This window comes from Halomonas sp. SpR8, from assembly GCF_031010195.1.
GTDB lineage: Bacteria > Pseudomonadota > Gammaproteobacteria > Pseudomonadales > Halomonadaceae > Vreelandella.
This window is the reverse complement of record NZ_JAUAMC010000006.1, coordinates 159133-171752: the sequence shown is the minus strand read 5'-3', so window position 1 is coordinate 171752 and position 12620 is coordinate 159133. Positions and strand designations below refer to the sequence as shown.

Genomic DNA, 12620 nt, shown 5'->3' with positions numbered 1-12620 from the left:
GTTATTTTGACCACAATGCTTTATATCTTCCATTGACGAAAAATAAGGGTCTGACTATCAAATTGTTATAGCGAAGGTGGGGTATAGAGCTTCAATAAGTAAAGGAAAGCATTAATATGCGGCGAAGAGATTCGCCGCATTAAATCATCTAAATAACAGTGATTTTATTTGTCTAGCTCTTCCTGAGCGACTTCACTAATTCGATAAGCAAACTCGGTATATTCTTCAGGGCCCATCCAAGAGTCTGTTACCCCAGCGCTACGCGCATAAGCTTGGTAGTGGTCGGTTTTCATCGCCTCATGGAAAGCATCGGCAATTTGCTGCTGCAGCTCCATGGGCATACCGGCTGGGCCAAAGATGCCCCTTACCTGTACCCAGCTTGAATCAACCTCGTAGCCTTGCTCTTCAAAAGTAGCCACATCGGGAAGACTCTCTAGCCGATCCTCGCCATGTACCCCAAGCCCTTTCAAACGGCCCGCGTCGAAATACGCCTGAGCACCGCTTAAGTTGGACATCCCCACATCTATATGGCCACCTAACACAGCGGCAACAATGTCGGGCGTGGAGTTAAAAGGCACCCACTCAAACTCCACATCGGCGACATTTTCAAGCATGCTAAGACCGATATGCTGCGTAGAACCCTGCGGCCCAAACCCGCCAACCGTCACTTTTCCATCGCGCTGTCTAGCTTCGTTAATCAAATCATCCAGATCACCTATCGGTGAGTCGGTTTGTGTCCAGATCAAGTTGGGATCAGACTGCGCCGTCGCAATCCAGCTAAAGTCATCAATGGCAAACACGCCTTTCAAATTCGTGAGCATGCCGGTGAAGTGGGAAAGAGTATTAACCGCCAGCGTCAGTCCGTCAGGCTCTGCAGAGCGTACCCGCGACATTTGACTAGCACCACCGCCGCCTGGGGAATTTATAATCGCAATAGATTGGCCGATCTGAGGCTCCAACGACTCAGCAAGCGTTCGCATAAACACATCGGCGGAACCACCCGCTTTAGTGTGCATAATGATGCGGACGGTATCTTGCGGCCATTCGCTGTCATCAGCAGTGACCGGGGCACTAGCGATTACCGCTGATATAACGGCAACGCTTACCAGCATCTTGGTCATTAGGTTTCTTTTTTTAGCAAACATGGGCATGCACCTCTTTTTATAGCTCTTTTATAGCTATTGTTATTGCGTCATTAAAAAGCAGTTGAAATTTTATTTTCACCAACTTATTTTCACCAACTAAGAGCTGTTAATTAATCACTCCCAGTTAGCAAAACTAAAGACCACTAACGTTCAAAACCTACTGGTCTAATTCAGCGCTAGCCACCTCGCTAATGCGATACGCAAACTCGGTGTACGCTTCCGGCCCCATCCAAGAGTCGGTAATTCCCGCATTACGGGCATAGGTTTGATAATGCTCGCTCTTCATGGCTTCATGAAACGCATCAGCGATTTGTTGCTGCGTTTCTACAGGAATGCCTGCTGGCCCAAATACACCCCGAACCTGTACCCAACTGGTATCCACATCAACGCCTTGCTCAGAAAAAGTCGGCACGTCGGGAAGAGCCGCTAGGCGCTCATCAGCGATGACGCCAAGCCCCTGGATTCTTTCGGCATCAAAAAATGTTTTTAACGCACTAAGATTAGAAACCCCAACATCTACATGTCCGCCCATAACGGCGGCTACAATGTCAGGGGTGCCGTTGTATGCAATCCATTCAAACTCGACATCAGCCGCATTCTCAAGCATCGAAATAGCGATATTTTGTGTGGATCCTTGAGGACCAAACCCGCCCACACTGACTTTACCGCCACCCTCTTTGGCTTTATCAATCAGCGAGTCAATGCTATCTATTTCTGATGTTTGGTTTGCAAAAACAATATGAACATCCTCTTGGGTAGAGGCTATCCAGGAAAAATCATCTAGTGCAAAAACACCCTTTAAGTTGGTCAACATCCCAGTAAAGTGGGATAGCGTATTAATACCCAGCGTTAAACCATCGGGATTTGCACTCTTAAGGCGCGACATCTGGGTTGCACCCGCACCTCCTGGAGAGTTGATCACCACAATAGGCTGGCCAATTTGTGGTTCTAATGACTCGGCTAGCGTCCTTATAAATACATCTGCCGACCCACCTGCCTGGGTATGCATAACAAAGCTAACAGGGCCTTGTGGCCAACTGTCATCACTCGCGTTTGCAGCGGTTAATGGGAGTGCCAATGATATAAATACAGCGCCAGCTATTAACTTACGCAAAGGAGTTGTCTTATTAACCACGTTAAATACCTCAATCGTTATAATTGTGATAACCACTTTATCGATACTGGCACAGCCTCAAATTACCCACCACCAACGATAAATTGGGGTTTGGTTAACTTATTGTCTGCCACTTATGTATTAACTAACTCAATAGAGCCTGGCAGTTGGTTGCTCGACATCACGACCTCTTGCAGTGACTGACTCGCAGCAGGTGAAAGCGAGCCATTTACCAACTCTTGATACTTTTCAAACAGCTCAGTATCGGTCATGGGATTCTCAGGATCTCCTTTACGGGTCTCCTGTAGATGCTGATAGGTGTTTCCATCTGTGGAAGTGACAATGATATTGGCCATCCGCTGGCGCGGGTAACGAGCTGCAATATCGGCGCGTTCCACGACACTCACCTTGGGCATTAACGCACGGATGCGGTCATCCTCCAGCGCCGGCGGCTCAAAGGCTTGCAGCCTGACCTTGCCCAATACCAAGTAAGCGGCAATACAGTACTGGATACTGAAGCGCGCCTCTTGAGCCGATGAAGGAGTCGGACGATTGCACATCGAATAGGTCGCGCCGTAGCCTTCGATATGGATGGATTCAATACTCTCCGCTGTAATGGGCGCAGAGACTTGCAGCGCTTTCAAGCCATCCAGGGCGGGAAAAATATGCCCGCAGCAGCCATGGTTTTTCACCGTCATGCGGGTAATCGGCGTCCACTCATCAAGCCCTTCAAGCGCCGTACCCCAATTACCCGTGGAGTCGCTGGTGGCAGCCGCAAATCCATGGCTGGCATGCAGGCTGTCCAGCGATGCGGTGACTCCTTTTGCCGCTGCCATGCCCGCCATTAACCCTGCATCGGCGGCGTGGCCTGCGTGTAGCGGTTTGGCCATGCCCTCGCCCTGTAAGTTCTGCTGATGCCCCCCGGCAAAGCTACTGGCCAACGCTATGGCGTGACCAATTTGCTCAGACGTGGCGCCGAGCAGCATCGCGGTTGCAACCGCCGCCCCTATGGTGCCCACCGTGGCGGAGGTGTGCCAAAAGCGGTAGTGGCTGGGCTGGATAGCAAGGGCAATACGGCAGCCCACTTCATAGCCACCAATAATGGCGCGATGAAGCTGCTCACGCGTGGCCTGGATGTCCTGCGCAACCGCGAGAGCCGCCGCTATCGTTGAGCTACCGGGGTGGTAGCCGCCGTCTTTAAAGATATCGTCAAACTCAACGGTGTGGCTCGCCGTGGCATTGAGCAAAGCGGCATAACGCGGCGACCCCAGGTGGCCATCCACATAGCACACCGCTCTGCCCTCGCCTCGGGTGGCGGCAAAGGCATCTGCTAGCAGCGTGGCGGGCGCTTGGCTGCACCCCGGGAGCGTGGTGGCAAACCAGTCCAGCAGTGCCCGGCGAGCGGCCCAATCAGTCTCCGCGTCCAGCGGGCGAGTGTTCCAGCGATAAGCAGCCTGGGCCAGGCGTTCAAGCGGGTTGGGCGTAGTGTTATTCACGGCCGATCTCCTAAGCGGCTATCGATATCAACGCTGCTTTCTAAAGGCCCGCTGATTGCACCATCAGCGATAAGTGCCGCCAAATCCTGCTTTGAATAGCCCAGACTCATCAGTACCTCAGCAGTTTGCGCGCCCACTTTTTGCGGTGGCGACGTAATGCCACGGGTACCTTCAGACATACAAAAAGCTGATACAGGCACAGTGAGCGCTTGTTCAACGTCTGGGCTTAATGGCTGGGCGTGCAAAACGCCTCGTGATTGCACATGGGGATCGGCCAGGGTTTCCTCTAATCGTCTAATCCGTGAGGCAGGAATCCGACGTTTCTGCAGAAAGGTTTCCCAGTAGTCGGCAGTCATCGTGCTAATAATCTCGGCGATTACCTTGGCCTCTTCAGCGTGGCTATCAAGACGTTGATTATTGTTCTGTTTGATCATGTCCTCCCGACCCAGAGCCGTCCACAAACGCTTTTGCTGGGTCAAGTTAGAGGCGGCGATCATTAACGGCTGATCCGAGGCTTGGTAGCAGCCGATGGTGGCAAAGGGAAAGGTATTACCTTTGGGTTCCGGTTTTTTGCCGTTCCACAGCAACGCTGTTAAATAGGGGCTTGAGAGCATCAGCGCTGTATCTGACATGGAGACATCTACAAACTGCCCTCTGCCACCATTGCGCTCACGCTGGAATAGGGCTGTTGAGATGGCAAACGCCGCCGTGGTACCGGTGGCATAATCCACCACCGGTGCGCCGCTTTTTAGCGGGCCGGTATGCCGGTCGCCGGTCATTGCCATCATCCCCGAATAGGCTTGGATAACATTATCGTAGGCAGTGAGCTCCCGGCGTGGGCCGGAGCTGCCAAAGGCTGAAATGGAGCAGTAGATCAGCTTAGGGTTGAGCTCTTTAAGGGCTTCATAGCCCAGCCCGAGTCTGTCTAATGCCCCAGGCCGATAGTTTTCGACAAACACATCCGCAGTGGCGAGTAGCTTCTTTAACGCCTCACGCCCTTGGGGATGTTTAAAGTCGATCGCCACGGCTTTTTTATTGCTAGCTTGGGACATAAAGGCAGTGCCCAGCCCCTGATCATTAAGCGCACGATCAGACCCTTGCATGCGCGCTTGATCCGGGTCGCTGGGGGACTCAACCTTGATCACATCAGCACCCAGCACGGCCATTTGGTAGGTAGCGAAAGGCCCCGCCAATACGTGGGTAGCATCCACAACACGGATATTTTCAAACGGGGAAGACATAACGACCTCAGCGCACTTATAGATTGTTGTTGCTCTTCATTGTTGACCGGCAGCCATATTTCGCCGATCTGTCGTTAATTAACAATGCAGAAATAAACTCACTATGTGCACTGATAAAACGTCAGGGGATGGTTAACAAATGGTTCTAATAGGATCCCAGGCTCCTCGCCTCCCGAGATCCTATCGAGCGCCTAGCGCTATAGCCACTACTCCCTAGAAGGCCCCAGAAAACGTGTTTCACTGACGCTTACTATCGAGGGGTCGTCTAATGCAATGAAGCGCAGTTCAATGGAATGGCTGGGCCGTGACAGATCACCAGCATCGGCGGTGAGGGCTAGACGTAGGCTGCGTGTCTCGTTAGCCGCTACTTCTAACGTATCCACACCCTGCAGACGAAGCCCTGGTAGCCCCATGGCGGATATCACGTAATGATGGGGTTGGTTATCTTGATTGCGCAGCGTCACGTTGTAGTAATTGATAATGCGGCCCTCGACCGTGCTTTCAAACAGCGCCTGGCGATCGCGGGCAATCTCTACATCAATAGGCACCCGGGCGTTCAAGAAACCGACTAACAGCACCACCATGGAGAGTAACGCCGCCGTATAAGCCAATAGCTGAGGGCGCCAAAAGCGGGTCGGTTTACCCTCCAGCGCGCGTTCGGTGGTGTACCGAATCAGGCCAAGCGGCTTATCGATCCGCGCCATCACGCTATCGCAGGCATCGATGCACGCCGCACAACCAATGCACTCGTACTGCAGCCCGTCACGAATATCGATGCCGGTGGGGCATACCTGAACGCACAGCTCGCAGTCGATGCAGTCGCCAGCGCGAGTGGCCTCAACGCCCTTTTGAGGATGGTTGCGGCGCGGCTCACCGCGGGCGGCATCGTAGGAAACAATCAGCGTATCGGCGTCGAACATCGCCGACTGGAAGCGCGCATAGGGGCACATATGCAGACACACCTGATGGCGAAGCCAACCGGCATTCAAGTAGGTGAACAGGGTAAAAAAGCCAATCCAGAACAACGCCAATGGGTGTGCATCCAAGGTAAACGTATCCACCACTAACGCTCTGATGGGCGTGAAGTAGCCGACAAAAGCTATCCCCGTTGCCAGAGCAATCAGTAGCCAAGCTGTATGTTTAGCGGTCTTTCGCCAAAGCGTGTCAATGTTCCTAGGTGCTTTATCACGTCGAATGCGACGGTGCCGAGGCCCCTCCAGGCGATGCTCAAACCAGATAAACAGAAACGTCCACACGCTTTGCGGGCAGCTATAGCCACACCACACGCGCCCTGCCACCACCGTGATCAAAAACAGACCAAAGGCGCAGAGCACCAGAATCCAGGTGAGTAAGATAAAGTCCTGTGGATAAAACGTCGCCGCAAACAGGTGGAATTCCTGGGCAGAGAGGTCAAACCACACCAGCGGCCGATCGCCCCAATTGATCCACGGCAAGCCGAAATAGAGCGCCATCAGCAGCCAGTTAGAGTGGCGCCGAATACGCTGAAAAAAACCGCCTATTTCGCGCACATAAATATGCCCAGGTTTGGGAGGCCGATGGGATTTATGAGGCGGAGGCGTATGGTGTTCAACCGCGGCCTCGGTGGTCAGGTCTTGCAGTGGGATGCGTTGCGTCATACCGATATCCAAAAAAGAGGGAATGGAGTTTTATGCGGTCGAGGGGCGTCGCGGGTAGATGATTAACCATTTGTTAGCAGGCGCGACTTTTAAGTTAGCCGCTACTTTGCCTGTACAGAGGAGACACAAACAGACGCAGCTGCAGATAAATAAAGCGTATCAGTTAGCATCAGCGCACCCATATCCCTGCTTTCTGATATGCTGTTTATTAATATATTTGAGCCTGTTTTATACTTTTCACGTGCGACACAGTGGTGTTTTCCATACGCAGAGAGCCGCGCTGTGCCTGCTAACACTGTGATCGAGTATTCGGGCGTTTTACTCAATGCACCGACGGTTTATCCCATGAAACGCTACGAACAGTTTGCCGATGAGATAGCCACGCTGATTCGCCAGGGCGTGCTTGGCCCTGGGGAGCGCATTCCTTCAGTGCGCCAGGCCAGCCGACATCATGGCATCAGCCCTTCTACGGTATTCCAAGCTTATTACTTACTGGAAAACCAAGGGCTTATCACAGCACGGGCGCGCTCGGGGTATTTTGTTCGTGAACACGCCCGGCGTTTGCTGGAAGAACCACGCGTGACACTGCAGCCCACCGACCCGGCGGAGGTAGAAGTCAGCGAGCTGGTGTTCTCGGTGCTTGGCTCGCTGCAAGATGACCGAACGGTGCCCTTCGGCTCGGCTTTTCCCAGCCCCGAGCTGTTTCCGCTTTCTCGCCTGGCCACTAGCATGACACGGGGGTTGCGCGAGCTTTCGCCCCAACAGGTGGTGGCTGATATGACCACCGGGCACACCGATCTGTGTCGGCAGATTGCCCTGCGCTACATGCTGGGCGGTATTCAACTGCCGATGGATGAGCTGGTGATTACCAATGGCGCCATGGAGGGGCTTAATCTCGCCCTTCAGTGTGTGACTCAGCCGGGTGATCTGGTGGCAATAGAGTCCCCAGCGTTTTATGCCAGCCTGCAGGTATTGGAGCGGCTAAAACTTCGCGCCGTGGAGATACCGGTTCACCCACGGGAGGGAATCGACCTCGACGTTTTGGCAGAGCGGCTAGAGACGCTGCCGATCAAAGCCTGCTGGTTTATGAGCCATCTGCAGAACCCCATCGGCGCCAGCCTGAGTAAAGAACGTAAACAAGCCCTTTATCAGCTGTTAAAACAGCACCAGATACCCATGCTAGAGGATGATGTGTATGCCGAATTGTACTTTGGCAGCACGCCGCCTGCGCCCGTAAAAGCCCTCGATGATGAGGGCTTGGTGATTCACTGCAGCTCTTTCTCAAAGTGCTTGGCACCTGGCTACCGGGTTGGCTGGGTTGCGGGTGGCCGCTATGCCCAGGCTATTTCGCGGCTAAAACTGATGACCACCATCTCGCCTTCGGTGCCCGCCCAGGCGGCGATTGCCGACTACTTGCAGCACGGCGGTTATGACCGCCACTTGCGCAAGCTCCGTCACGCTCTGGAAGCCCAACAAAACAGCATGCTGGCGGCCGCCGATCGCTACTTCCCTACCCATACCCGCATCACCCGCCCGGCAGGCGGCTACTTTTTATGGGTGGAGTTTCCCGAAGAAGTGGATTCGCTGCGGTTGTTTAATTTGGCATTGGATCAGGGTGTTAGCCTAGCTCCAGGCCCCATCTTTTCCGCAACCCAGCAGTTCCGCCATTGCATACGTCTGAGCTACGGATCTCCCTGGACGCCTAGCAGCGAACGAGGCATGGAAACCCTCGGGCGGCTATTAAGCCTTTTCTAACGCTGTTTTACCGATATCCGTTTGAATAAACCACTACGTGCCAAGCCACGCGTTGCAAAAATTAAACTTCGTATAAGCCATTGAATACCATCAGCGGAACGCAAAAAACCCCGCTCTTGGCGAGGTTTTTTAAGCTTACCGATCTAATCGATATTCAACATTTTGGTATGGCGCTTAGCCTATAACCTTAATATTGGAAGCCTGAAGGCCTTTCTGACCCTGAGTCACATCAAAAGAGACCTTTTGACCGTCTTCCAGGGACTTGAAACCTTCAGCTTGAATTTCAGAGAAGTGGGCAAACACATCGTCGCCGCTATCTTCTGGAGAGATGAAACCAAAACCTTTGGCGTCGTTAAACCACTTTACAGTACCAGTTGCCATGATCGAAATCCTCGATTTTGTGAAATATTGCCGGGGGAAATACCCGAACTGCAGTGGGTATAACAAGAGACTTTCACCAGACTCAAACACTGAAGATGCTTCGATACTGCTGACAACGTTCGACTTGCTAACCACTGCCCATACCGTGAACCCTTAAGCGCTACACGTCAACACCTGAGGCTCAAGCAAACTGACTGACGCGCTAATGGGCTCAGCCATGGTGTTATCCCTGCCTACTATTGAGGGTTATCAAATAACCGATGGCGTTGGCTAACTGTCAGCGAATGCAACACTTAGCGATGCTTCAGTGTCGTAAGCGAAGCATTATCTCAATAAATAGCGCAGTAAATCAGCGGATAGAATTGCCACGCGGCAATACAGAGCTTACAACTATATGGCGAGATTTAATTAATAATTCAACAACAGGCAGATTAACGCTATGTCGATTGAGCTCTGGCTATCGTTTGTATTGGCTTCGTTTTTGGTGATCGCTTCCCCTGGCCCTGCCGTTGCCCTGCTGGTCATGACCGGCATCAATCAAGGCCGCAGAGCCGCGCTGGCGATGCTGCCCGGCTTTTTTATGGGCGATTTGGTGGCTATGTCGCTTTCCTTTGCCGGCGTAGGCGCCCTGCTGATGGCGTCGGCGGAGCTATTCGCCATCGTCAAATGGCTAGGGGTTGTCTATCTACTTTATCTTGGCATCAAGATGTGGCGTGAGTCCGGCCAATTGAACGACCTGGAAGCCTCTGGGGCTAACGTTAAACAAGGCACCGCAAAGGCATTTTGGGTGACACTCCTGAACCCCAAAAGCATTCTATTCTTTATGGCCTTTATGCCGCAGTTTATTAACCAGACCCAACCGTTGGCGCCCCAGTTGGCGATCCTGTTTACCACCTTTCTGGTGATAGGAGTCATCTCAGATCTCAGCTATACACTGCTGTCGACCACTAGCCGACAACTCATGTCCGCCAGGTTTCGCCGCCTGTTGCACCGCTGCGGTGCTGGTAGCTTGATCGGCGCGGGAGTGTTGATGACCGTGATGCGCCGTCCTGCTGGGTAGTACCGTTTGGTGTTAGTCCTGCGACAACGCACGCTCTTTGTCATCGCAGGGAGAACGGTGTTACAGCGTGAGGCCAAGCAACAGGTACATCGCCAGGGAAAGCATAGCGACGGCTAGCGCGAAGGGAATCTGCGTTTTGATATGATCGATATGATCAGAAGCAGCCCCTGTTGAGGCCAGCACTGAGGTATCCGACAGGGGCGAACAGTGATCCCCAAAGACCCCACCACCCGCCACAGCGGCCACTGTGGCATACACCAGCGGTGTAACCATATCGCCGCTAAAGTTGAACGCGAGCGGCACAGCCAGCGGCATCATGATAGCGAAGGTGCCCCAAGAGGTGCCGGTTGAAAAAGCGATAACAGCGGCAATCAGGAACGTCATGGCCGGGAGCAGAGCCGGTGTTAGCCAGCCAGCGGTGGCTTCGACGATATAGTTAGCCGTGCCCATGTCTTTGGAGAGCTGATTCAACGAGTAGGCTAACGCCAGAATGATAATGGCGGGCATTACCCCCTTCATCCCTGCCATTGAGGTTTTCATAATATCGCTGAAGGGAATGCCCTGAAGGCGCATAACGATACCGAGAAACACGGAAGCCGCCAGAAATGCCTCCATGGTCTTGGCCGAGTCCATCACGATAAAGGTGCCCACCGCAACGCCAACCACTACCAGAACCGGGGCGAAAAAATTCCAGAACAGGCTGGTGCGTGCCCCTTCATAAGGCGGAATTTCCGTCAGTTCCTCACCCACCAGCGGTTCTGCCCCATCACGCAGCACTTTGCCCTCCTCCTGAGCCCGGCGCTCGGCTTCGCGCATCGGCCCAAAGAGCGGAATGACGCCCACGATCACCAGCCCGACCACCAACACCGATAGCCATGCATAGAGGTTGAAAGGTATCGCATGCAGAAAGACTCCCATCGCCTGAGCAGCATTTTCGATGGGGCCCATACCGATCAACAGGCCGGAGATAAACACTGCCCAACCAGTGATGGGCACCATGACACTTACCGGCGCCGAGGTAGAGTCGGCGATGTAGGCCAGTTTTTCCCGCGAAACCCGGTACCGATCCGTTAGGCCACGCATGGTGCTACCGACAAACAGAGGGCTGAAGTAGTCGCTGAAAAAAACGAACATGCCCATCACCCAGGCAACCAACTGAACCCGTACCCGCGATAAAGCACGGCGTTCCACCCAGGCGGTAAAGTTCTGAATCGCCCCGGTGCGTTGGAAAAACGCGATCACTGTGCCAATGAATAGCTCCAACAGCAGTATCCAGGAGAAGCTGGTGGTGCCCAGAGTTTCCTTTAACAGCGTCGGAAACCCCATCAGCCCATTGCCCAGGGTAATCACCCCAACGAAACAGGCAACAGCCAGCGAAAAAACCGTATTACGGGTGACAAATGCCAGCACGATGGCCAATGCCGCCGGCATAATGGACAGCAGCCCGATATGATCTTGAGGATCCATTGTCATCTCTCTTTTTTTATAGTGGTGGGTGGAGTCAGGTTTCGTTTTTTGCCTTACGGCGCTCCATTTCACTGGTCAGGTAGAAACCCAACCGACGAACGGGGTCAGGGGGCATCCAGCTCGCCTTGCCGAACAGCGGCGCAATATCCTCAACCGGCTGTCCGAGCGCGTATCGGGCCAAGGCATCGCCCAGGAAGGTACCTTTGACGATACCGCCGCCATTACACCCCGCCGAAACATACAACCCGGGCTGGATCTCGCCCCAAAGTGGTGCACCGTTATAGGTCAGCCCGGTGGTACCTCCCCAGACCTTGTCGAAGTGCACGGGGGTGAGCTCCGGGTAGCGGGCCTCAAGGCTCGCTTTCAGTTCGGCCTCGATACGGGCGTTATCGGCTTCGCGCTCATAGCTGTAACGCGAGCGGATCATCAAGCGGCCATCAACGGTAGTGCGCAGCGTACAGCCTAAGCGGTGTGCGGGGAGCAGCCCCCAGGTCGTTGCGGCGATGCGTTGGCGCTCTGGTTCCGGTAAAGGCGCGGTAATAGCGGCGTAGGTATAAATAGCGGTTAGCCGCGAAGGGTCGGCACCCAAGGCCCTGGAAAAAGCGTTATTAGCCAGAATCACCTGCCCAGTCGTAACGTCGCCTTCGGGTGTCGTAACGCGCCATTTCTTCCCATCAGGTACTATTTGAGTCGCTGGCGAGCGCTCATGCAGCTCGATACCGGCTTCCAATGAATCCGCTAAACCCACAATCAATGCGGCGGGCTGGACGAGATAGCAGTCCGGCGAATAAATCCCCTGGGTATAGTAGTGCGTACCGATTCGCTCAGCGAGTTGGCTACCGTTCAACGTTTGGTAGGGAAGCCCAGCAGCCTTCAGAAACGCTTCATACTGGTTCAAAGCGCGCTGGCCTATCGCGCTACGGGCAGCGCGATAGGTGCCACTACGCTCGAGTTGGCAGTCAATACCCAAACGTTCGACACGCGCGCGCAGTAGCGCCATGGTTTGTCGGCTTAACGCGTTCAGCTTCTCCATGCGCTCAAGCTCTTCGGGGCGAGCATCGTTAGCCAGGGCAATTTCCAGCATAAAGCCGGAGTTGCGCCCTGGGCTTCCTTCGCCTATCAGATCAGCTTCGAGGATCTTGATACGGTCTCCAGGGCGCGCCTGGTGCCAGGCAGAGGCTGCCGCAAAACCGGTATAACCGGCTCCGATGATGACGACATCTGCCTCGGAGTGACCGCGTAGAGCGGGGCGCGGCTGGCGCTCGGCTAGCCAAGCGTTCCAGCCACAAGGGCGCTGATGGGATGGATGCGTAGTGTGTGGCAT

10 protein-coding genes are annotated in these 12620 nt (G+C 53.9%); 2 read left to right on the top strand and 8 right to left on the bottom strand.

What is annotated here, in order from left to right:
- Positions 1-164: 164 nt before the first annotated feature.
- The 5 genes from QT230_RS13510 to ccoG all read right to left on the bottom strand — a co-directional run bounded on the left by QT230_RS13510 (position 165) and on the right by ccoG (position 6633).
- Entirely contained in the window at positions 165-1121 is a 957-nt protein-coding gene (locus QT230_RS13510) for a tripartite tricarboxylate transporter substrate binding protein (protein ID WP_308322413.1), read from the bottom strand.
- Positions 1122-1302: 181 nt separating this feature from the next.
- A complete protein-coding gene (locus tag QT230_RS13505) occupies positions 1303-2280 on the bottom strand; it encodes a tripartite tricarboxylate transporter substrate binding protein (RefSeq protein ID WP_308322411.1) in 978 nt (325 codons plus the stop codon).
- A gap of 113 nt (positions 2281-2393) precedes the next feature.
- On the bottom strand, positions 2394-3755 hold the full coding sequence (locus QT230_RS13500; protein WP_308322409.1) for an MmgE/PrpD family protein: 1362 nt from the start codon (positions 3753-3755) through the stop codon (positions 2394-2396).
- Entirely contained in the window at positions 3752-4996 is a 1245-nt protein-coding gene (locus QT230_RS13495) for a CoA transferase (protein ID WP_308322407.1), read from the bottom strand. The genes QT230_RS13500 and QT230_RS13495 overlap by 4 nt, the downstream gene beginning before the upstream one ends.
- A 206-nt stretch (positions 4997-5202) precedes the next feature.
- On the bottom strand, positions 5203-6633 hold the full coding sequence (ccoG, locus tag QT230_RS13490; RefSeq protein WP_308322405.1) for a cytochrome c oxidase accessory protein CcoG: 1431 nt from the start codon (positions 6631-6633) through the stop codon (positions 5203-5205).
- A 345-nt stretch (positions 6634-6978) separates the two neighbouring features.
- Here ccoG and mapR point away from each other — a divergent pair, with 345 nt between their 5' ends.
- Positions 6979-8388, top strand: a complete 1410-nt coding sequence (mapR, locus tag QT230_RS13485) for a GntR family transcriptional regulator MpaR (protein ID WP_308322547.1) — start codon at positions 6979-6981, stop codon at positions 8386-8388.
- 174 nt (positions 8389-8562) lie between these two features.
- On the opposite strand, the gene QT230_RS13480 is transcribed toward mapR, so the two are convergent.
- Complete coding sequence (locus QT230_RS13480) at positions 8563-8769, bottom strand: cold-shock protein (protein WP_308322403.1); 207 nt, start codon at positions 8767-8769, stop codon at positions 8563-8565.
- A gap of 439 nt (positions 8770-9208) precedes the next feature.
- Here QT230_RS13480 and QT230_RS13475 point away from each other — a divergent pair, with 439 nt between their 5' ends.
- Positions 9209-9829, top strand: coding sequence for a LysE family translocator (locus QT230_RS13475; protein ID WP_308322401.1), 621 nt, complete (start codon positions 9209-9211; stop codon positions 9827-9829).
- Positions 9830-9889: 60 nt separating this feature from the next.
- Here QT230_RS13475 and QT230_RS13470 read toward each other — a convergent pair whose 3' ends face one another.
- The gene (locus QT230_RS13470) at positions 9890-11296 is read right to left on the bottom strand and encodes a Na+/H+ antiporter NhaC family protein (RefSeq protein WP_308322400.1); all 1407 of its coding nucleotides are present in this window, start codon (positions 11294-11296) and stop codon (positions 9890-9892) included.
- A 34-nt stretch (positions 11297-11330) separates the two neighbouring features.
- On the bottom strand, positions 11331-12620 hold the full coding sequence (locus tag QT230_RS13465) for an FAD-dependent oxidoreductase (protein ID WP_308322399.1): 1290 nt from the start codon (positions 12618-12620) through the stop codon (positions 11331-11333).

Bases quoted from the DNA above. Each gene is read 5' to 3' on its own strand.
- mapR (WP_308322547.1), top strand. From the start codon at position 6,979: ATGAAACGCTACGAACAGTTTGCCGATGAGATAGCCACGCTGATTCGC.
- QT230_RS13465 (WP_308322399.1), bottom strand. From the start codon at position 12,620: ATGCCACACACTACGCATCCATCCCATCAGCGCCCTTGTGGCTGGAAC.
- ccoG (WP_308322405.1), bottom strand. From the start codon at position 6,633: ATGACGCAACGCATCCCACTGCAAGACCTGACCACCGAGGCCGCGGTT.
- QT230_RS13510 (WP_308322413.1), bottom strand. From the start codon at position 1,121: ATGACCAAGATGCTGGTAAGCGTTGCCGTTATATCAGCGGTAATCGCT.
- QT230_RS13480 (WP_308322403.1), bottom strand. From the start codon at position 8,769: ATGGCAACTGGTACTGTAAAGTGGTTTAACGACGCCAAAGGTTTTGGT.
- QT230_RS13495 (WP_308322407.1), bottom strand. From the start codon at position 4,996: ATGTCTTCCCCGTTTGAAAATATCCGTGTTGTGGATGCTACCCACGTA.
- QT230_RS13475 (WP_308322401.1), top strand. From the start codon at position 9,209: ATGTCGATTGAGCTCTGGCTATCGTTTGTATTGGCTTCGTTTTTGGTG.
- QT230_RS13470 (WP_308322400.1), bottom strand. From the start codon at position 11,296: ATGGATCCTCAAGATCATATCGGGCTGCTGTCCATTATGCCGGCGGCA.